Genomic DNA, 23,412 nt, shown 5'->3' with positions numbered 1-23,412 from the left:
ATGATTAATACTTTAATAAAAAAAATATTAAAAGAAGACAACTTTCATAGTTTGCTAAATAACATAATTAGTGCTTTGATAGGAATAGCTGGTTTTAGTATTCTTGCAAGAGAACTAAGCATGTCTGACTTTTCTAGGTATATAATTTTTATTACTGGAGGAAGTATTCTTGAAATGGTAAGGTTTGGGTTAACGAATAATGCTTTGATATGTTTTTTAGCCGGAGCAAAAAACCATAGGCGTAAAGAAATAATAGGTTCGTTTATTAAAATTAATTTAATAATATCTTTTGCATTTGCATTTTTAATTTTTGGTATTTATTTCTTTATGAAATCAGCTATTGATAATTCAACCTTTGATTTGTTTTTTTCATGGTCTCCTTTTATTTTAATAGCTAATATACCTTTTAATAATGCGTTAACCATTTTTCAAGCAGATATAAAATTTGATAAAATTTTATTAATTCGTTCAATTAATAATGGTCTTTATTTTTTAGTGATTCTTTTAGGTACTTTATATTTTTCAATAAGTATAGAAGAAATCATTTTTTGGTTTTTATTGATTCAAATTTTTTTATCACTCCTATGTATCATACTTAAATGGGATCATTTTACCTCTATTAAAAGTGCCTCTTCTAAAGAAATAAAAAAAATAATAGATTTCGGAAAATATAGTGTTTTTACTCTTCTAGGAACTAATTTATTGAGAAACTCTGATGTTTTTATTATTGGATTAGGAGCTTTAGGACCAAGTGCAGTTGCAGTTTATAGCATTCCTATGAAAATAACAGAATTGATGCAAATACCTTTAAGAAGTTTTGCAGCTACAGCTTTTCCTAAAATATCTAAAGCTCATTTAAAAGGAGATTTACTGAAGGTTAAAAATATTTTCAACACTTATACAGGAGCTATTTCATTGTTTTTTATAGTTATAGCTGGATTTATAATTTGTTTTGACAGAGAATTAGTAATCCTTATTTCTGGGCATACCTACCTCAATGCTAATTCTGATGGTTTGGATATTTTATTAATTACAAAAATTTTAGCTGTTTATGGATTAATTCTTCCAATCGATAGGATGACTGGAATAACCCTAGATGGACTAAATAAACCAAATGTAAATTCCTTAAAGGTTATTGTAATGCTATCAACTAATATAATAGGAGATCTTATTGCGGTATTAGTTTTTAAATCTCTTGAAATGGTGGCTCTGACCTCTATAGTTTTCACTTTTGTAGGTTCATTTTTAGGGTGGTACTTTTTAAATAAGGAACTAAACTTAAATATTAAAGAAATTTTAGCGAGTGGAGTTCGTTTCTATTTGAATTTTTCAAGAATGAATTTTAAACTAACAAAAAAGTAATATTTATGAGCTTGGAAAAAATGAAATATAAAGAAAGTGAGTTTTTTAATCAAAAAAAAACATCGAATGTTGATTTCTTGTTGCTTAATTTGGCGTTAGCTTTAATACTTACTTTCTTTATATATAAACTTCAAATTGTTGGAGTCGCTTTATATGCCGGACTTATTATTTCAACTTTTTTAATTATTTATATATTCCATAACCCAAAATTTGGCATTATAATTTCGTTAATTGCAAGTTTTTTTGTTACAGGTTTAACTCGTTATGTATCAGTTCCTTGGGGTTTAAGTATTGATTTTATTCTTGTAATAACTTATTTATCAGTTTTTTTTAATAATTTTTATAAACGTTCTATATGGAAAAAAGCAAGATCGTTTGTAACCACTCTGATAAGCATATGGATGTTATACATTTTATTACAACTAATCAATCCTGAAACAGTTAGTAGAGCGGCTTGGTTTTACGCAATGAGAGGTATTGCTCTATATCAATGGTTATCTATTCCATTAATTTTTATGCTTTTTAACACTCCAAAAGATCTTGATAAGTTTATTTTAATATGGGGTGTCTTATCAATTTTAGGTAGTTTAAAAGGAATAACTCAATTATTTATTGGAGTTGACCCTTTTGAACAACGATGGTTAGATGGTGGAGGGGCAACGACACATGTTCTTTTCGGTAAACTCAGGATTTTCTCGTTTTATTCTGATGCTGGTCAATTTGGAGCTTCTCAAGCCTTAAGTTTTGTTGTATTTGGAATACTTGCGTTGTACGTAAAAGATAAAATAGTACTTAAACTATTTTATATTTCAGTTTCTATTTTAGGATTGTACGGTATGTTCATTTCAGGAACTAGAGGTGCCATTTCAGTTCCAGGAATGGGAGGACTACTTTTATTACTTCTTAACAAAAATAAAACAACTTTAGCTGTAGGTTTTTTTGTTGCTATAGCAGCATATATATTTTTTGCTCATACCTTCATTGGACAAGGTAATTATCAAATTAGACGAATGAGAACCGCATTTGATGGTAATGATGCTTCATTACAAGTTCGTTTAAATAATCAAAAAAAATTAGTAGGATACTTAGCTTCTAGGCCTTTTGGTGGAGGGGTAGGAGCCACTGGTAATTGGGGTAAACGATTTACTCCAAACACTTTTTTAGCCAATACAGCCACTGATAGTTGGTATGTAACAATTTGGTCAGATACTGGAGTTGTTGGGTTAGTGTATTATTCTTTTATGATACTTTCTATTTTAATAACGGGAATGTATAATGTACTATTTAAACTTAAAGAAAGAAACTTTAGAATAAAAATAATGGCCATTACTTGTGGAATGGCGGGTATACTCGTTGCTTCTTATGGTAACGGTGTTTTTAGTCAAATGCCTACAGGAATTATAATGTATATAACTATTGCTTTCATAGTTAAAGCACCTCAAATAGAAAAAAAATATTTATCAATTAAAAAAAATAAAAATGTATTACAGAGATATTAATAATTTAAATGATATCATTTTAAAAAAAATTGATATTATTCCAAGAGATATCGATTTAATAGTAGGGATTCCAAGAAGTGGAATGCTTCCAGCTAATTTAATCGCATTATACCTGAATTTACAATATGTAGATATAGATTCTTTTATAAACGGTACTCTTTATGATACGGGGTATAGAATAAAGAATGTACCAAAAGAAATTAAAAACATTTTAATTGTAGACGACAGTATTGGGTCAGGAAAAGCAATGCAAAAATGTAGAGAAAAACTAAAAAGATTAAAAGTTAATTATAATATTAAGTTTTGTGTTATTTATGCTTCTCCTGAGAAAAAGAATGACGTAGATTATTTTTTTGAAGTAGTACCCTTTCCACGATATTTTCAATGGAATATTTTTAATCATATTGATTTAGCAAAGACATGTTTTGATATTGATGGAGTTCTTTGTCCAGACCCTACATCAAATCAAAATGATGATGGTAAAGAATATCTAGAATTTATTAAAAATACACCTCCTCTATATCCTCCAGGAAGAATGATTGGTAGTATAGTTACTTCTAGATTAGAGAAATATAGAAAAGAAACAGAAGAGTGGCTTTCAAAAAATAATATTAAATATCAAGAATTACATATGCTAAATCTACCTACAAAAGAGGCTCGGCAAAAAGCAAACAATCATGCTGGTTTTAAAGCTAGTATTTATAAGTCAAGTAAGTATAACCTTTTTATAGAGAGTAGTTTAAGGCAATCGTTAGCTATAAATAAAATATGTAAAAAACCAGTTTTTTGTACTGAGAATTTTAAAATGATTTATGAAAGTGAATCCGTAGTTTTTAATATAAAACGAGGAAAGTACATGCCTTTTTTAAGAAGAATAGCACTTAAATTAAGAGATAAAATAAATGTATCGTTTAAATAAAATTTGAATTATGGAAATATTAAAACTAATTTTTAAGTATACAGAATATATTTTGCTAATTTATTTTGGTTTTTCAAGTTTGTATGTGTTAAGTTTTGCAGTTGCGGGTATTTTAAGAAGAAAAAGAACGTATCCTGATAGTATTATTAAAAGTAAAATAGCTGTGCTTATTCCTTGTTACAAAGAAGATTCTGTCATTATAGATACAGTAAAGACAGCGATTATTCAAAAGTATCCGCTTGATAAGTTTGAAATAATTGTAATAGCTGACTCTTTTAAAAATGAAACTCTCATTAAGTTAGAAGCATTGCCAGTAAGAATAATTAATGTTTCTTTTAAAAGTAGCACAAAAGCAAAGGCTTTAAGAAGAGCTTTTGAATTAATAGAAAAGCCTTTTGATATAGCATTAGTTTTAGATGCTGACAATATAATGGAACCACTTTTTTTACATAAAATTAATAATGCATTTAATCAAGACTTAAAAGTTATGCAAGGACATCGAAAAGCTAAAAACTTAAATACTCCTTACGCAATACTTGATGCTATTAGTGAAGAAGTAAATAATAACATTTTTAGGCAAGGACATCGATCTCTAGGGATGTCATCAGCATTAATAGGTTCAGGAATGGCTTTTGACTATTCATTATTAAAAAACACAATAATTAATGTAAATGCAATATCAGGATTTGATAAAGAATTAGAACTTATTTTAATTAAACAAAAAGTTATGATTGAATATTTAGTTGATGCTGTGGTGTACGATGAAAAAACACAAAAGATATCAAACTTTAAAAATCAACGGAGAAGGTGGATTTCTTCAAAAGTTACATTTTTTAAGAAATATTCTCCTCAAATTTTAAATGAAGTATTCCTGAAATATAATATAACATTTATGGATAAAATTTATCAAATGATTGCCCCACCGAGAATTATCTTATTAGGAGTTTCTTTCCTGTTTTCTTTGATTTATGTTGTCTTTGGTTTTTCTAATATTGAGGGATGGATATCTATCGAGTGGAATTTAATTTTTCTATGTTCAATGTTGGCAATTGCTATTTCAATACCCAAAGAGTTTTACAATAAGAAATTTATGCATGCGCTTTTTTATTTGCCGCTAACCTTTGTCTCGATGATTATTTCAATGTTGTCTCTTAAAAAAGCGTACAAAAAATTTATTCATACTCCTCATTCATCTAAATTTAATTAAAATTATGGCATTTATTAATAATAGTAATTACACCCGAATAGAAGATATTAAAAGATTAAAGTTTATCGAGGAAAATATAAATGTATTTGAAAATTTTCCTCTTAAAATTTTGGATGTCGGTTGCGGAAATGGAAATATTTCAATGCATTTAGGTTCAAAAGGACATGAAGTTTTAGGTATTGATATATCTGAAAAAACGATTAATAAGGCTAACAAAAATAACGATTTTAAAAATGTTAGTTTTAAAAATATTGCCGTTGAGAATATTGATTATCAATCTAAATTTGATGTCATAATTTGTAGTGAAGTATTAGAGCATCTCCAAGAGCCTTCTAAAGTTGTGAAAGCTTTAAAAAACCTGCTTTCTACTAATGGAGTAATTATTATTACTGTTCCTAATGGATATGGGCCTAGAGAACTATTAATAACGAAGCCAGTACAATATATTACATCGAATAATATTTTGAACACTAATTTATTGAATAGTATCAAGTCGTTTTTTGGATTTAAAGGGACTACTATACAGTCTGATGCCGATGATCTTACACATATTCAGTTTTTTACTAAGAAAAGTCTAACTCATTTGATTCGTCAAGAAAATTTGGTTATTAAAAAATTTAAAGTTACCAACTTTATTGAGGGAGTATTTCCTCTTTCTATTTTGTTTAGAAGAAGTATTTACCTTCAAAAATTTGATTGTTGGGTTGCTGATAAGTTACCTATTCCTTTTGCAAGTGGTTTTATGACGTCTTGGAAACATTTAAAATAAAATATGAGCATTAAAAAAAATATATTATTAACAATAAGACAGGGGAAAATTGGAGGTGGTGAAACTCATGTTCTTCAAATAGTAAAGCACCTTGACGATACCAAGTTTAATGTGTTTGTATTAAGTTTTACGCATGGTGAAATGGTTAATCAATTAGAAAAAAATAATATTCCTGTTTTTGTTGTAAAAACTGTAAAACCTTTTGATATAACAATATGGGGTAAGGTTAAAAAATTAATAAGTACATTAAAAATAGATCTAATCCATGCGCATGGAACCAGAGCAATGTCAAATACTTTTTGGATTGCTAAAAAATTATCAATTCCAATAATTTATACGGTTCATGGTTGGTCTTTTCATAAAGGAGAAAATATTTTAAAGTATAATTTTAAAGTATTGTTAGAACGTTTTTTAACAAGTAGTTCTAAGGTAACAATTTGTGTATCTAAATCAAACCAAGAAGAAGGACTGAGTTTATTCTCTTTACAAAATTCAATTGTCATTGAAAACGGTATTGACCTCATAAAATTTAACCCTAAAAAGAACTACAAAAATATTTTAGAGCCATTAGGGATTGATACTAAAATAACCATTGTAAGTTATATTTCAAGGTTAACACATCAAAAGGATCCATTTACAATGATTAAAAGCTTTAATTATCTTAAAAAGAGTACGTCAGATATCGTTTTATTGGTTATTGGAGATGGTGAATTAAGAAGTGCTTGTGAAACACTAGTTAAAGATTTAGAGTTAGAAAATAGTGTGTTTTTTCTAGGGTTTAGAAAAGACATTCCTTCATACCTTTATTGGTCAGATATCTATTGTTTGCCTTCATTATGGGAAGGACTTCCAATTGGATTATTAGAAGCGATGAGCATGGAGAAAGCTTGCATTGCTTCAATTGTAAATGGAACAAAAGAAGTTATACAACCTGATGTAAATGGATTAACAACTCCAGTAAAAGATCCTTTAGTACTTTCTGAGAATATTTTAAAGCTGCATCATGATAATACATTAAGAAAAAAAATAGCTACAAACGCAAGAAGAACAGTTGAAGAAAACTATTCTATTGAAAGAATGATAAAAAAACTAGAAAGAATATATCATAATATTTAAATAAAAAACATCATATAGCCATGACAAAATTAAAAGACATCATATGTATTTCATATACAACTTGGGAGGGTGAGTATACAAAATCTACTGTTCAGCTCTTATCTATTTTAGGACAAAAGTATAATGTTTTTTTTATTGAATATCCAAGAACAATAAAAGATATATTTTATGCATTACTTGGTAAAATAAATGCACCCATATTAAGAATGCTTGGGATAAAGAAGAGAACAATAAAGATTGAAACGAAGTATAATAGTTTTATAAATCATACAATTATGCCTCCAATGATTCCAATAAACTTTATAAAAAACAAAAGACTTTACAAGGCTTTTAATTCAATTAATACATGGATATACAATAAACAGTTAAAAAATATTTGCAAATCTTATGAGTTAAATAGTCCTATAATAATTTCTGCATACAATCCCGTAAATGGACTATATGCAATAAATAAATTTAAGCAAGCACTTGATGTTTATTATTGTTATGACGGTATGGATAATGATAGGAATCATTGGATGACTATTGAGTTAGAAAAAGTATATTGCTCTAAAGTACACGGTATTATTTCCTCGTCTGATTTTTTACAAAAACAAAATTTAAATCGTAATAAAAATAGTTATTTAGTTCAAAATGGTGTGGATTTAAATATGTTTTCTGAATCAAAAAAAGCAAAGCCATATAAAAATAGAAAAATAAAAAAAGTAGGATATATAGGTAGCTTAGATTATAGGTTTGACATTGAGCTGATGGAATATGTAATAGGAAATTTACCTGAAATACAATTTGAGTTTACAGGTTCGGTGTTAAGAAATGAAATCATTGAGAATTTAATTAAATATAAAAATGTATGTTTTTTACCTGCTGTAAAACCTATTGAAGTTCCTCAAATACTATCTACTTACGATGCTGGTATTATACCGTATAATTATTTAGAGATAAATAAAGGAATATATCCCTTAAAAGTAAATGAATTTCTTGTAGTTGGTTTGCCTGTAATTATGACAAATTTTGCCCCATTAAAAGAATTAAGAGAAGTTGTTAATGTAGTAGATAATAAACAAGATTTTCTCAAAAAAATCAAAGAAGAAATTGAAAATGATAGCACTTTAAAAATTAATAAAAGATTTGATTTTGCAAAAAACAATTCTTGGGAAAATAGAGCAGAAAAATTTGATCAAATATTGTGTAACCTGTTAAAAAAATAGATGTATGATACTTAAAATTAAAAATAAAATTAAAAGCAATCCTGTTTTAAAACGCAGACTTCACCGTTTAATTTTAATTAAAAATCAAGCTAGGCCAAGAATGTGGGTTAGACTTTTTGTCAACCCTTTTGTTCACAAAAGAGGTAAAAACTCATGTATAAGGAAACCGTCACGATTAGATGTTGTTCCCTGGAATAAGTTTGATATCGGAACTGAGACAACTATTGAGGATTTTTCCGCTATTAATAATGGTGTGGGTGATGTATTTATTGGTGATAGAACAAGAATTGGATTGTCAAATACTATAATTGGTCCTGTTACTATAGGAAACGATATAAGATTTGCACAAAATATTGTTGTTTCCGGTCTTAATCATGAATATAGAGATGTGTCTCTCCCAATTCACGCTCAAGGGGTATACACAAATCCAATTCATATAAAAAACAATGTTTGGATAGGAGCTAATTCTGTTATTGTTGCTGGTGTTACTGTTGGTGAAAATTCTGTAGTTGCTGCTGGAAGCGTTGTGGTTAAAGATGTGCCTCCTTTTTCAATTGTAGCAGGGAATCCAGCTAAATTAATAAAACAATATAATCCTGATACTAAAGTATGGGATAAAGTTAAGCATATATGAATATAATTGAATCGATTTTTTATGTCTCTCTGTTAATAATCTTCTACACATATGTAGGCTATGGAATTATTTTATACACACTTGTTAGCGTAAAAAAAATAATTATTCCAGCAAAAATTGATGATAATATTGATTTTTTGCCAGAAGTTACAATAGTTATTCCTGCATACAATGAAAAAGATTATATAGTTAGTAAAATGACTAATACCATGAATTTAAACTACCCTCAAGATAAATTAAAAATATACTGGGTAACAGATGGTTCAGATGACGGTAGTGAAAAAATATTGCAAAAATATAGTTCAATAAAAGTATTTCATCAACCAGAACGAAGAGGTAAAATCAATGCAATGAATAGGGTTATGCCATTTGTTAACACGGGCATAACAATATTTACAGATGCCAATGCTATGTTAAATTTTGATTCAATACGAATTATTACTTCTAAATTTAAAGATACCAAAATAGGATGTGTGTCTGGAGAAAAAAGAATTAAATCAAAAAAAACAGATAAAGCATCGGGGTCAGGGGAAGGATTTTACTGGAGATATGAATCATTTTTAAAAAAGCTTGATGGTGAACTGTATTCTGTGGTAGGAGCTGCTGGTGAGTTATTTGCAATACGAACAGAACTTTATGAGTATGTAGAAAGTAATATTATATTGGATGATTTTATTATTTCACTTAGAATTGCAATGAAAGGATACAAAATTGCCTATGATAATAATGCATATGCCACTGAAAATGCTTCAGCAACAGTAAATGATGAGTTTAAACGTAAAGTTAGAATTTGTACTGGTGGAATTCAATCGGTTGTTAAGTTAAAAGAGTTGTTAAATATTTTTAAATACAAAACACTTTCATTTCAATTTATATCTCATCGTGTTTTAAGGTGGACACTTACACCAATTCTTTTTTTTCTATTACTACCAATTAACTTTTTCTTGTACAATAATAAACCTAACGATACTTTTATTCATTATAGTTTAGTGATGCTAATTTTATTTTATGTGTTAATTTTTGTGGGCTATTTATTTAGGCGTAAAAAAATTAAAATACGATTTATTTATATTCCATTTTATTTTTTTATTATGAACTTATCAGCGATAATTGGTATTATTAATTATGTCAGAAATAAACAATTTGCTGTTTGGGAAAAGGTTAATCGTGATTGTTGATATTCTGCTTGAGGAAGAATAAGTATTAGTTAATCGATTTTTGTTATTTATTAAATAAATTATAGGTTAGATTTTAAATTTTGATATGATAATTGGAATAGAAGCACAAAGAATATTTAGAAAGAAAAAATTTGGAATTGATAGAGTTGGTATTGCTTTGATAAAAAGTCTTCAATCAATAGATAAGGAAAATCAATATTTTGTATTTGTAAATTCAGGTCCAGATTTCATTGCTATTTCCGAAACTTCAAATTTTAAAATAGTTATACTTCCAAGTATTAGTTATCCAATTTGGGAACAAATTCTCCTTCCTAAAGCTGTAAAAAAGTATAAGTGTGATATTCTCCATTGTACTAGCGGAACCGCTCCTTTTTTTTGTGATATTCCAATTTTATTAACACTACATGATATTATTTTTCTTGAAAGAAATATGATGAGTATTTTATTTCGATTTGGAAATTATTACAATAAGCTTGGGAACATTTATAGAAAAATAATTACTCATTTAATTATTAATAAATGCAGTTTAATTACTACTGTTTCTAATTTTGAGAAAAAACAAATAGTGCAATTTTTTCCTAAAATTAATCCTTTAAAAATAAAAGTAATACATAATGGAGTTAATCATTTTTTTTCTCAAAAAGATGATGAAGAATCATTTAATAGGACTAAGAAAAAATACAGACTACCAGATTTATTTTTTTTATTCACTGGAGGTAATGATTATCGAAAAAATATAAAAAATACCTTAAAAGCTTTTGCTTTATTTATGGAGAAAAATAATCAGAATATTAAAATTGTTTTGCTTCATCACAAAATGTCAGAGATTAAATACTTACTTAAGAAAACAAATAATGATAAACTTATCGAAAACATTGTTTTAATAGATTATGTTTCTGATTTAGAAATGCGTATTCTTTATAAATTAAGTATTGCTTTTTTATATACTTCAAAAAGAGAAGGTTTTGGAATTCCTATACTGGAAGCAATGATGTGTGGAACCCCTGTAATTACCTCAAACTCGTCTTCAATGCCTGAAATTTCAGAAAACTCTACACATCTAATAAACCCTAATGATTTTGAAGATATTTCTAACGCCATGTGCAGTATATATAATAATGTTACTTATCGAGAAAGCTTAATTAAAAAAGGGATAAAAAGAAGCTTTTATTTTTCTTGGGAAAAGATGGCCCAACAATTTCTAAATACCTATCAAAATATATGGAAATCAGTTTAGCTATAAACTAACTTTGGTTTAAATTTTTTATTGATTTATAATTTTCTGTAATAGAAGCACCTGTTAAGTATTTTATATTTTGATTGTTCAATTTATTGCATAAATATTATCAAATATAAATATGAATTATCTGTATATGTATACAAAACTAAAGTTTGGGTAAGTCCCCCTAATTTTATTGGGCACTAGAGCGTTAATTGAGTTTTTTAAGTAGGGCTGTATTTTTAGTTTGTTGTTTATTAAGGTTTTATTTTAAATTAGTATTGATTGCCTTAACAATTCATCTATAAAAAAGAGTTATTTATCTTTTCAAAAGATACATTAAAAGAGTTGTTTATTTTTCTTTTTAGTTATTTTATAAATTTAGAAAAAATTACCATCATGAAATTCAAATTAAGATACATACTTCTGGTATTCATACTTGTTGGTTGTTTTCCAGAATTAAAAGATTTAAAAGAAGATGATAACCTCACATCAGAGGTTCTGTTAGATATTCCTAGTGGTTTTGATTTCAGTACACATAGAAATGTCAAAATTAAAATTACTGATCAAATCAAAGGGGCAAGGTATGACGTTTTTTATTACAGCGAAGAATTAAAGTCAAAAGGGATTCAGACTTTTGAGAATGAAGCAGGAGAAACCGTGAGTGAAGAGGTTTTTACAAACAATATTCTTCAAAATGCTGTATATAGTGTAGTACCGTATAACGGAAAAAGTGAATTTTTTGTAAATATTCCTAATTATATAAAGAAATTATATGTAAAAAGAAAAGAAGGGTATTTTTATTCTTCGCAAATCATTTCAATAGAAAATGGTGTTGCTTCATACAACCACACAGGAGCCAAGAATGGTATAAATATAAAAGCACAATCAAAAGCTCTTACCACCGATGCTCTATACTGTGTTAATGGAAGTGGAGAATTATTTACAATTGATCCATTAAATGGTAATCAAACTTTGTTATCGTCAATGCCGATGGGTAGTTGGACTTGTACTATTGATCCAACCAATAAGATACTATATTCTATTGGAAAATCGAGTCCATATCCTTTAATGAAATATACTATTGATACTGATTCTTGGGAAACGGTTACTGATTTAGGAATAGGCGGTCCTCGATTAGGATTTAATTCTAGCGATGGTTTTTTATACTTTTCAAAAGGTTCTACATTATACAAATTTGATCCTTCTACAGGAAATGAACTTGATAGATGGGATATTATTGGATTGGATAGTACAAGCGGAGGTGATTTGGATTTTGCCGAAAATGGTGATTTGTATATTTGTACTTTCTCAGGTCTTTATAAGCTAGAATTAAACGGAAGTGGTGATTACCAAAGTACAAGAATTAGTGCAGATAATTTACCTTTTTTACCCACTTCAATGACTTTTGATTCAAATGATGAGCTTTGGTTATCAAATAGCGCAACTAGTTCTGACCTTATTATTATGGATATAATTACTGGAGGTTGGGAATATAGATACGGTGTGAGTGCTGATAATGGAACTGACTTTGGTAGGACTATTAATGATTTGGCTACGTTAACAACTGTTGACAATGATTATGTAGATGTAGATTCTGATGGAGATACAGTATTGGATAATGATGATTGTGCACCGAATGATCCAGCTATTGCATTCAAAACATATACTCCAAGTAAATATGGAACAGGAACTGTTGCATTTGAAGATTTATGGCCTTCAAGTGGAGATTACGATTTTAATGATGTTGCATTAAATTACAGAGCTATAGTGTATATTAATAGTCAAAATTTGGCAGTTAAGCTTGATTTGATTTGTACAGCAAAGTCTCACAGATCAGGAAATGTTAACGGGATTGGAATTCAGTTTGATAATTTAATTTATTCTCAAATTCAAAGCGTATCAAATACTCAAATATTTGAAAATTACTTGACATTTAATTCTAATGGTACGGAAGCAAATCAAGACAAAGCGGTAATCATTATAGCGGATAATGCTCATAAAATGACAGATGATTTGACCATTACAGTGGTTTTTACAGAGCCATTAGATACTAATGTTTTAGGTACAGCTCCTTTTAATCCTTTTATTATAGTTAACGAAAATAGAGAGAAGGAAATACATTTACCCTACAATAGTAAAACTAATTTGGGGAGTAACGAAGAAAGTGATTTTATAGCTAACAGTGGGTATCCTTGGGCCATAAGTATATCACATGATTTTAAGGTGCCTAAAGAAACAGTAAATATTACCAATGCCTATAATTATTTCAACACTTGGGCTACAACAGGAGGTAGCCAAAAAGAAGATTGGTATACCGATAGTCCAGGTAATAGAAATAGTGAACATCTTAACGATTAATTTTTAGTATTCTATATTGTAAATACTAAATTGTAAAACAAGAGAGGCCTGATTAGAGCCTCTCTTTTAAATAATCAATCGCTATTTAATATATATTAGTTGTTACTTAAGTTAGCAAATTCATCTCCAGAAATTTTACCTGAATTGATATCTTTTAACTCAGCCATTTTTGATAACATGTATGTATGTACATTATTGTCAATATCTTTTGGCTTTTCAATGTTTGATTTTCCGTTACCAGGAAGAACATAACTATTATAATAATAGAAGAAATAATAATCAAGATTACTATTTGATAAGTTATACTGGCCTAATAGCCATCCTAACCTTAAAGCAGAACGTCTTTGTGGCGCACTACCATGAGATGACCCACTAGCTCCTGCAATTGATTGTGCAAATCTATAAGCTGGGTCAACTTCAGTCCAGTTAGTAGTATATCTTTTTCTTAAGTAATATCCAGCAAATCCATCTGCTTCTAGTTCTGTGTTAGAAGCTCCTCTCACTGAAGGATATCCTTGCCTAAATTGTACTTGATGAGCTACTTCATGAGCTGCAATATATCCAACGGCAACTCTACCGTAGTTCAAAGCTCCGCTTAACATTTGTTCCCCCCAAATAATATAATTTGCTGGAGGTCCATAAGAAAGAGCATTAAAAGTTCCGCTACCAGCGGCAAAATAAAGAGGTACATTATTTAATCCAAAAAGGTTAGATGCACTATTATTTTGTTGTCTTAAAAAGTTTGTTTCTGTACTATTTACAATAGTATTTGACCAGTAAGAATTTGGTCCAAATTGTGATACTGTAGCACAATCATGTGCCGTACCGGTGTTGTTTAAATGACTAGGTAAAAGTCCAATTTCTGGAGAATTTGGATCAATCCCTGTGTTTTTGTCTATTTCATTGTTGTCACAACTTTGTAACGAGACCAAAACAGCCAGCGTCATCAATCTTAAAATTTGTTTCATTGTTTAGAAGGTTTAGAAAGGTTTGTGCGATTGATTAATTCGTCGCCAAATATATAGTTTAAAACGACTTGATACAAAAAATTAGCAAAAAAATAATTAAAAGTGTAGAATTTTAACAAATAAGGTGTTTTTGTTGTTTTTACATCCCAATAATTCTCGTTTTATCAAAAAATAGTTCAACACTATTTTTAGTTGATTTATTAAAATAATATTTTATGATTTGTCTATTATTAATTTTTTTTGGGAAGATAAATTCATTAAATGTTTAATTAAAATAAATAGTCTTTTAACAATTAATATTGTGTTAACAATTAATGTATTGGTTACACTATCTTTGCGCCGATTAATTTAAACACAATTTTTTTCATGAAAAAAAATATCCTTCGTAGGCAATTTTTGTTGCCTGTTTTTTTACTAATGAGTTGTTTGTCATTTTCACAGATACCAACTTATTATAATGGATTTGACCTGAATAAAACAGGTGATGCACTAAAAACTGACTTAGCAGTTTTAATAACTAATACACAAACAACTAATCTCAGCTATACCCCTGGAGTTTGGGATGCTTTACGACAAACAGATTTAGATCCAACTAATAGTAATAATGTTTTGTTGATATATGGTTATAATGATAGTGATAATAATTCAACAACTGATCGAACTCGCTCTAAAACCATGAATGGTGGTAATCAGGGTGATTGGAACAGAGAGCATACATATCCAAGATCTTTAGGTAACCCAAATTTAGGAAGTACTGAACCAGGGTCTGACGCACATCATGTTCGTTCAAGCGATGTTAGAATGAATTCAAACAGAGGAAACCTTCGTTTTGGAAGTGGTTCTGGAATTGCAGGAAGTGTAAACGGAAGCTGGTATCCTGGAGATGAATGGAAAGGTGATGTAGCTCGTATGATGATGTATATGTATGTACGCTATGGAAATCAATGTTTAGCTACAGCAGTAGGTACCGGAACAAAAAATTACCATCCAGATATGATGGATATTTTTTTAGAATGGAATGCACAAGATCCAGTATCTCAATATGAAATAAATAGAAATACTTTATTAGAGGGAATACAAGGAAATAGAAATCCTTTTATTGATAATCCTGCTTTTGCTACTTCTATTTGGGGTGAACCTCAAGCAGCTGATCGTTTCAATTCAGGAACTACTGATACTGAAGCACCAACTGCACCAACAAATCTTTTAGCAACAAGTACAACTTCAACAGGAACAAGTCTCTCATGGAATGCTTCTACTGATAACGTAGGTGTATTAGCGTACCAAATTTTTAATGGAGCCACACAAATAGCTTCTGTAACAGGAACCACATATAATGTAATTGGTTTAACAGCAAGTACTTCTTATACGTTTACTGTAAAGGCTATTGATGCAGCAAGTAATACGTCAGTAAATAGTAATACTATTAATATAACTACATTAGATGATACAACAAATCCTGGTTCAGCAGATGGAGTTATTGCTTTTCAAGGATACGAGACCAGTGCTACTGACACCTGGAATTATTCAGTTTCACCAGTAGTATGTAATGATGGAGGTAATGATGTTTGGGATGTAGTTTCTAGTGTTGGTTCTATTAACCAAGCTGGTACTGGAACTAATTTTTTCGGAGTAAGAGATCTTAATGGTAATTGTGGTACTGCTGATGGTGGTACGCTTACTTTTAATCCTGTAAATGTTGAATCATATGAAGATGTTATTTTATCTTTTAAATTAAATATAGTAGGTTATGATGTAGCAAATGGAGATACATTGAGTTATGAGATTTTCCATGATAGCACTTCTCAAGGAGTTGTTACAGTAACAGATGCTAGTCCTTTTAGTACAGGTGGTTGGGTTACTGTTTCAAAAACAGTTCCTAATACATTAAAAACTGTTTCGGTAACCATTGCTGTTAAACAAAATGGTGGAAGTGATTATGCAGGAATTGATGATGTGCAACTTACAGGTAAAGCTATTGCAACGACTCCTTCAATTATAATTAATGAAGTTGATGCTGATACTGCTGGAACTGATACTCAGGAATTTGTTGAATTATATGATGGTGGAGCAGGAAATACTTCATTAGATGGATTAGTATTGGTATTTTATAATGGATCAAATAACACTAGTTATGCGGCCTATGATTTAGATGGACAAACAACAAATGCTAATGGGTATTTTGTAATAGGAAATGTTGGAGTTCCTAATGTTTCATCAATAACTTTTGCTAGCAATGGTTTACAAAATGGAGCTGATGCAGTAGCTTTGTATACAGGAGACGCTTCAGATTTTCCTAATAGCTCTGCCATTGTAACTGATAATTTAGTAGATGCTTTTGTTTATGATACAAATGATTCTGATGATGCTGAATTGTTAGTATTGTTAAATGCTGGGGAAGCTCAAATTAATGAAGGCGGAGCAGGAAATAAAGATGGTCATTCTTCTCAACGTATTCCTAATGGACAAGGAGGTACAAGAAATACATCTACCTATGCTCAATTAGCACCTACTCCAGGTGAGCAAAATGGTGAAGTAGTAGTTGCACCTACAGTTTTAATTAATGAAATAGATGCTGATACTGAAGGTACAGATGTGCAAGAGTTTGTTGAGTTATATGATGGTGGAGCTGGAAATACTTCATTAGATGGATTGGTATTAGTATTCTATAATGGATCAAATAACACTAGTTATGCAGCCTATGATTTAGATGGTCAAACAACTAATGCCAATGGATATTTTGTAATAGGAAATGAAGCAGTACCTAATGTATCTTCAATTACTTTTCCAAGTAACGGATTACAAAATGGAGCAGATGGAGTGGCTTTATATTCAGGAAATGCATCAGATTTTCCTAATGGATCATCTATTACTACAACTAATATTATAGATGCTCTAGTGTATGATACAAATGATTCTGACGATGCTGAATTAGCAGTGTTAATGAATAGTGGTCAAGCACAAATAAATGAAGATGCTAAAGGAAATAAAAATGCACATTCTTTACAGCGTTATACCAATGGATCTGGAGGAGTAAGAAATTCATCAACTTATACACAAGCACTTCCTACACCAGGAGCTGCAAATACAAATGCAACTGAACAAGTTAATTTAGTAATTAATGAAGTAGATGCAGATACAGCTGGATCAGATACTCTAGAGTTTGTTGAGCTATTTGATGGAGGAAAAGGAAATACTTCATTAGATGGTTTTGTAATTGTAATGTATAATGGATCAAATAATTTAAGCTATGGTGCTTATGATTTAGCTGGTCAAACAACAAATGCTGAAGGATATTTTGTATTAGGAAACACTGCAGTAGCTAATGTGAATATGATTCTTCCAAGTAATGGATTACAAAATGGAGCAGATGCAGTAGCTTTATATAGAGGAAATGCAACTTCATTTGCAAACGGAACATCAGTAACTACAACAGATTTAGTTGATGCTTTAGTATATGATACTAATGATTCAGATGATGCAGAACTTTTAGTACTACTAAATACTGGACAGGCTCAAATTAATGAAGGTCAGTTAGGTGATAAAGATGGTCATTCTTCGCAAAGAATTCCAAACGGAGACGGAGGAGCAAGAAATACAAGTTCTTATACACAAGCAACCCCAACTCCAGGAGCAGAAAACGGAGCAGTGATACCAGCTCCAGAACCAATTTCAATAGCAACTGCTCGTACTAAAGCAGTTGGAGATTTAGTAACTATAAGTGGAGTTTTAACAGTGTCTGACCAGTTTAGAGGTTCTGCATACATTCAAGACAATACTGGAGGTATTGCTATTTTTGATGAGTTAGTTCATGGTAATGGTAATTTTGCAATTGGAGATTCAATTACTGTAACAGGAACCCGAAGTGTATTCAATGATCAAATTCAAATTAATCCAGTAACAGAGGCAACTAATAATGGTTTACCAAACAATCCAATAGTACCAGTAACGGTTACTTTAAATCAATTAGCTGATCATCCAGCTGAATTAGTTCGTGTTATCAATCCTACTTTTCCAACTCCAGGAGGAATGCTTTTTGGAAACTCTAATTATACACTAACAGATACAAGCGGGGCAGGACAATTACGTATTGACAATGATGTTACGTCGTTAGTAGGTTTGGGGCAACCGGAAACATGCTCTGAAATTGTTGGTGTAGTTGGACGATTTTTTACTACATATCAATTATTACCAAGAGTTCGAGAAGATCTTTCATGTGCTGGTGAATATACAACTCCTGATACAGTAGTAGAAGTTGATAAAGAAAAGGCATTAGATGTTGTAACATGGAATATTGAATGGTTTGGAGATGAAAAAAATTCTCCAGCAGCTGGGAATGCAAATTCAGATGCAATTCAAAAAGATAGTGTAAAGTCGGTTATAAAGAGATTAAATGCTGATATTTATGCAGTTCAAGAAATTGCAGATGCAGCCTTGTTTACTCAAATGGTAAGTGAATTACCTGGGTATAGCTTTATTTTATCTGATGCAACATCGTATCCAAATGATACTTCAGGAACAAAACAGCAAATAGGTTTTATTTATAATACACAAACTGTTGAAGTGGTTGATACCAAAGTGTTATTAAAGTCAATTCACCCTTATTATAATGGAGGAGATGATTCTGCATTATCAGCCTACCCTGAGTCAGATAAAACTCGTTTTTATGCAAGTGGTCGTTTACCATTTATGCTTACAGCAAATGTTACCATAAATGGAAGTACACAACAAGTTAATGTTGTTAACTTACATGCTAGAGCCAATAGAGGAACTGGTGCTCAGCAACGATATGACATGCGTAAATTTGATGTTGAAGTATTAAAAGATTCTTTAGATGCTCAATACGCAGACAAAAATTTAATTGTATTAGGAGATTATAATGATGATGTAGATGTTACTGTTGCTGATGGAGTTTCAAGTACTGCTTCAACATATCAAGCTTATGTAAGTGATTCTACAAATTATAATGTAGTATCATCAACATTAAGTGCTCAAGGATATAGATCATATGCATTTAGAGAAAATATGATAGATCATATTACTCTTTCAAATGAATTATTTGATGAGTATATTAATGCTTCTGCTCGTGTACATTATGAGTTTTATGATAGCGATTATACAAAAACATCTTCTGATCACTTCCCTGTTTCTGTACAATTACAATTAAAAGCACTTACCTTAGATAGCGTAACAACTTCAGATGTAACATGTAATGGTACTGCTGATGGAGCTGCTGTAATAAATGTTTCAGGAGGATATACGCCATATACATATGCATTAAACGATGGCACTAGCATTACTGAAAATAGCTTAACAGGATTGGTTGCGGGTACCTATAATGTGGTAGTAACGGATGCATTAAATAACTCAATAGCAATAGATTTTACAATTACTGAAGGAACACCAATAACAGCTGTATTAACAAAAGAAGCAAAAGTTTATTTAGGGTATGCCCCAAAATCATGTACGTCTATAGGTGTACTTGAGGTACAAGGAGGAGAAGCTCCTTATAGTTACGAATGGAGTACTGGAGAAACAACAGAAACTATAAATGTTTGTCCTTCTGAAACGACAACATATTCAGTAACTATTACCGATGCAAGAGGGTGTTCAATAACATCAGAAACAGTAGTGAATGTTGAAGATGTTACTTGTAGTAAGTTAGGTTGTTATAATGGTGTTAAGCTTTGTTTTAAAGGAAGACGTACAATTTGTGTTCCAGCTTGGGCAGTAAAGTATTACTTAAAAAGAGGAAGTACTTTGGGTGACTGTGATGGTACTACTGTTCAACCAGTTCGTATTACAAGGTTAAATGTGTATCCAAATCCTTTTAGAAATAATTTAAATGTTCAGTTTAATAGTACAGCTGATACAGATGCTACCATAGCTATTTATAGTTTTAGAGGTAGAAAAGTATTTGAAAAAACTATTTCTGTTACTGAAGGGAGAACGAAAGATAAATTACAATTATCTAATTTGAGAAGAGGCTTTTATTATTTAAAAGTAATTGTTGATGGAAAAGTTAAGAAGGTTAGATGTATAATGAAACGTTAATCACTTAATAAATAAAATCAAAATATTTTAATTTAGTAAGAGGCAACTGATTTATTGGTTGCCTTTTTATTTAAAATCTCTATTAGTTTTTATTCCTAATATTTAATAATTTTAAGCATATTAATTAAAAAAAAACACAAGTAACTTAAATAAGTCACTTGTGTTTTTTGTTATTGCTAAATTTTCAAGAAAGCTATTCTATAATCATTTTTTTAGTCGCTTTGTTATTGTTTTCATCAGTAATAGTAATTAGGTATATACCAGTTACAAGTTCAGAAGTATTTAAAGTGGTTTTTTTATTAATAAAAGAAATTTCTTTTTTATAAATTACTCTTTTTCCTTGAAGGGTAAAAACTTCAATGGATACTTTATTGGTTAATGAAGACTTTAAACTGATTGTTACAAAATCCTTAGCAGGGTTAGGGAAAAGTGTCAATACATCCAAAGAATGATCATTTATAGCTAATGATTTCGCGTCAATTTTAAAATCTAAAATTCCTGAACCCCATGAGGCAAAACGAACTGTATTTATAGCTGGAATATAATCTACATCCATAGCATTGAAAAAACCAATACCTTCCGCTAAAGAATACCATTTTTCATTTTCAACATCAAAAACATAAGGACCAATATCAGTACCTGCAAATACAAATTTACCATTAGGGGTAGCTACCATGCCTCCTGTTTGAGCATCAATTCCACTAGGAAACTCACCTGTAACATCAATCCAAGTTAGTCCTCCATCCTTTGATAAAATAGCACCAACATTGTTAGTGCTAGGGCCACAAAATAAAATCCAATTATCATTAGTCGGTAATACAACTCCACTACCTATATCACCTTTTCCCCAAGATTCATTTGTTAAAGAAAAAGGAGTATTTACAGAAGTTTTAAACGTAATACCTCTATCCGTTGAAATAAACACTTTACTATCTTGGAGCATAAATAATTTATTAGGATTACTTGTTGCTTGTGCTAAAGCGGCTACATGATTATTACCTTTATTAATTGTGTGTGAAGTAATATTTGTACCATTCCAAGTGACCCTATTTAAATCTTTAGCCAAAACCCACATGTTTTTATCTGAATCTGTATGATCTATATATGTTTGCACCCAGCCCATTTCTGATTTCCTAGCAAAGCTAACAGAGTGCTCTTCTTTAAAAAGAGAATTAATTTTTCCTATAGATTGAAAACCTCCAGAATTACTATAAATTTTTACTGGAGCAAATACTTTTTTGCCTTCTCGTTGCCATTTCCAGGCATGTTTACCATCGTAACTATCTATTGGAGGACCATCCCCCCCAATACTTTGATAAAAATCTAGCGTTTCATTATTGGTATCACGAATAATACTTCCACTACCTTGGTCTTGAGTGCTATAATAAATATGATTTGGATTGTTAGCACCAGTAAATATATTTTCTCTATAAATCAAGGGATTTATGGTATTTAATACATTTAAATTAATGTAGTGAGCGTTGGCATATCCTGAATTATCAAAAGCTGTACCTTCATTTGGAAAGCTTTTCCATTCTTTATAAGAAATAAAAATACCGCCATCAGAGCACCTTGCAGAAAACAAATCACCAGAACTATTATAAAAAAAATGTGAAGCTTGAAAATCAGGATGATAATTAAATCGAATCCTATTGTAATAGTCTTCGGCATTTAAATGTGTTCCATTTTGATAACTTCCCCATCCACTAGTGGTTGATAAATCAGTATCTAGCTTATCTAAAGAAATAACAGGTTGCGCATATCCTGCAATAGAAATATTGGGGTTTTCTGGGTGTACAGCAAAAAATTTACCTGGAGACATCTTTCCAGTTCTATCTCCATACCAGTTTCCTTTTGGAAATTTACTAACCCATGTTTTACCACCATCAGTGGATACCCAGTAGTTTTTATTTTCAGTAACATAAAATACTCTACTATCACCACCAATACTAAATTGACGATTACCATGACTATTAGTATATTTACCTACTAATGTAAAATCTGTTTTTGCAGTGTTTAATTGGAAAAAAGAACCATTACGAGCTAAATAAACAGCACTAGCGTTTGGTTGTAACGAATATCTTGGCGTGTATAAAAAACTACTTCTTTTTGTAGAACCGTAATCCTTTAATACAGAGAAATTCATACCCTTATCAACAGATACATATATTTTTTTACCATCGGTGACGTATATAGAATGATTATCTTGACGGTTAATAGCTGAACTTGTATTAGCATTTGGTAAACCATTAGATCGTGCCCAGTTAGCTCCTTCATCATCTGAATAATATAAAGGGCCATTTTCAATATGGGCAATTAGTCGGGTCGTAGTACCTATTTTAAAAGCAAACAAATTTTGATACCTATTTGGCCAATTAGCAGTAAGCAAGGTAAAATCATCACCACCTTTGCCTTTTTTGGGGTTGTATACAGTACCTCTAAAGATATATGCTTTAGAGTTAAACTCCCCAGGGTAGTGATTGTGAGTTACTCCGTATATAACATCGGTACCTTCTAACATTTCTGCAAATTTAAAGGCACCAGGCATATTTTTAGGACCTTTATTTGTCCATGTACCATATAAGTTACCATCAGCATAACTGTTAGAACTTCCTTTTTTTGGACTAAATTTTTTAGCAGAAATTGTTAGTTTTTGTAATATCTTTTGATGTCTAGCGGCTTGAGCTTCTGTCCATATAGCATATTTATCAGGGTTTTCATCTTTTTTTTCTTTTTTATGTTTTTGAGGAATACTTGTTGAGTTTTTTTTATCAAACTTACAAGAGAACATAAGTAGTAAAGCAAATAAATAAATACTTAATTGTTTCATAATAAAAGGGGATACGTGTTAATGCAATAAAGGTAGTTTATTTTTAGTGATTTTTTTAATAAACCATGTAACTAAAAAAGATGTGATG

14 protein-coding genes are annotated in these 23,412 nt (G+C 30.1%); 12 read left to right on the top strand and 2 right to left on the bottom strand.

Annotated features, from left to right (window positions below):
* The 11 genes from ACMFBB_RS03680 to ACMFBB_RS03630 all read left to right on the top strand — a co-directional run bounded on the left by ACMFBB_RS03680 (window position 1) and on the right by ACMFBB_RS03630 (window position 13,472).
* Entirely contained in the window at window positions 1-1,362 is a 1,362-nt protein-coding gene (locus ACMFBB_RS03680) for a lipopolysaccharide biosynthesis protein (protein WP_435263111.1), read from the top strand.
* A gap of 5 nt (window positions 1,363-1,367) precedes the next feature.
* Window positions 1,368-2,861 carry an O-antigen ligase family protein gene (locus ACMFBB_RS03675; RefSeq protein WP_435263110.1) on the top strand — a complete coding sequence of 498 codons (1,494 nt, stop codon included), beginning with the start codon at window positions 1,368-1,370 and terminating at the stop codon, window positions 2,859-2,861.
* Window positions 2,842-3,780, top strand: a complete 939-nt coding sequence (locus ACMFBB_RS03670) for a phosphoribosyltransferase family protein (RefSeq protein WP_435263109.1) — start codon at window positions 2,842-2,844, stop codon at window positions 3,778-3,780. Before ACMFBB_RS03675 ends, ACMFBB_RS03670 begins: the two co-directional genes overlap by 20 nt.
* A gap of 10 nt (window positions 3,781-3,790) precedes the next feature.
* Window positions 3,791-4,987, top strand: coding sequence for a glycosyltransferase (locus ACMFBB_RS03665; protein ID WP_435263108.1), 1,197 nt, complete (start codon window positions 3,791-3,793; stop codon window positions 4,985-4,987).
* 4 nt (window positions 4,988-4,991) lie between these two features.
* On the top strand, window positions 4,992-5,756 hold the full coding sequence (locus ACMFBB_RS03660) for a class I SAM-dependent methyltransferase (protein ID WP_435263107.1): 765 nt from the start codon (window positions 4,992-4,994) through the stop codon (window positions 5,754-5,756).
* 3 nt (window positions 5,757-5,759) lie between these two features.
* Window positions 5,760-6,872, top strand: coding sequence for a glycosyltransferase family 4 protein (locus ACMFBB_RS03655; RefSeq protein ID WP_435263106.1), 1,113 nt, complete (start codon window positions 5,760-5,762; stop codon window positions 6,870-6,872).
* A 20-nt stretch (window positions 6,873-6,892) separates the two neighbouring features.
* On the top strand, window positions 6,893-8,080 hold the full coding sequence (locus ACMFBB_RS03650) for a hypothetical protein (RefSeq protein ID WP_435263105.1): 1,188 nt from the start codon (window positions 6,893-6,895) through the stop codon (window positions 8,078-8,080).
* A 4-nt stretch (window positions 8,081-8,084) separates the two neighbouring features.
* On the top strand, window positions 8,085-8,714 hold the full coding sequence (locus ACMFBB_RS03645; RefSeq protein WP_435263104.1) for an acyltransferase: 630 nt from the start codon (window positions 8,085-8,087) through the stop codon (window positions 8,712-8,714).
* Window positions 8,711-9,892: a glycosyltransferase family 2 protein gene (locus tag ACMFBB_RS03640; RefSeq protein ID WP_435263103.1), complete on the top strand. Its 1,182-nt coding sequence runs from the start codon at window positions 8,711-8,713 to the stop codon at window positions 9,890-9,892. The genes ACMFBB_RS03645 and ACMFBB_RS03640 overlap by 4 nt, the downstream gene beginning before the upstream one ends.
* A gap of 85 nt (window positions 9,893-9,977) precedes the next feature.
* Window positions 9,978-11,129 carry a glycosyltransferase family 4 protein gene (locus tag ACMFBB_RS03635; RefSeq protein ID WP_435263102.1) on the top strand — a complete coding sequence of 384 codons (1,152 nt, stop codon included), beginning with the start codon at window positions 9,978-9,980 and terminating at the stop codon, window positions 11,127-11,129.
* Window positions 11,130-11,510: 381 nt separating this feature from the next.
* Window positions 11,511-13,472 (top strand): LruC domain-containing protein, encoded by a 1,962-nt coding sequence (locus ACMFBB_RS03630; RefSeq protein ID WP_435263101.1) that lies wholly within the window; start codon window positions 11,511-11,513, stop codon window positions 13,470-13,472.
* A gap of 95 nt (window positions 13,473-13,567) precedes the next feature.
* Here the strand turns inward: ACMFBB_RS03630 and ACMFBB_RS03625 are convergent, their stop codons facing one another.
* Window positions 13,568-14,440, bottom strand: coding sequence for a metalloprotease (locus tag ACMFBB_RS03625; protein ID WP_435263100.1), 873 nt, complete (start codon window positions 14,438-14,440; stop codon window positions 13,568-13,570).
* A gap of 366 nt (window positions 14,441-14,806) precedes the next feature.
* Between ACMFBB_RS03625 and ACMFBB_RS03620 the strand changes: the two genes are divergently transcribed.
* Window positions 14,807-20,494 carry an endonuclease gene (locus ACMFBB_RS03620; protein ID WP_435263099.1) on the top strand — a complete coding sequence of 1,896 codons (5,688 nt, stop codon included), beginning with the start codon at window positions 14,807-14,809 and terminating at the stop codon, window positions 20,492-20,494.
* A 193-nt stretch (window positions 20,495-20,687) separates the two neighbouring features.
* On the opposite strand, the gene ACMFBB_RS03615 is transcribed toward ACMFBB_RS03620, so the two are convergent.
* Window positions 20,688-23,324 (bottom strand): T9SS type A sorting domain-containing protein, encoded by a 2,637-nt coding sequence (locus ACMFBB_RS03615; RefSeq protein WP_435263098.1) that lies wholly within the window; start codon window positions 23,322-23,324, stop codon window positions 20,688-20,690.
* Between the last annotated feature and the right edge of the window lie 88 nt (window positions 23,325-23,412).

Source organism: Tenacibaculum sp. nBUS_03, assembly GCF_051201695.1.
Lineage (GTDB): Bacteria > Bacteroidota > Bacteroidia > Flavobacteriales > Flavobacteriaceae > Polaribacter.
This window is presented reverse-complemented; position numbering and strand designations above follow the sequence as displayed.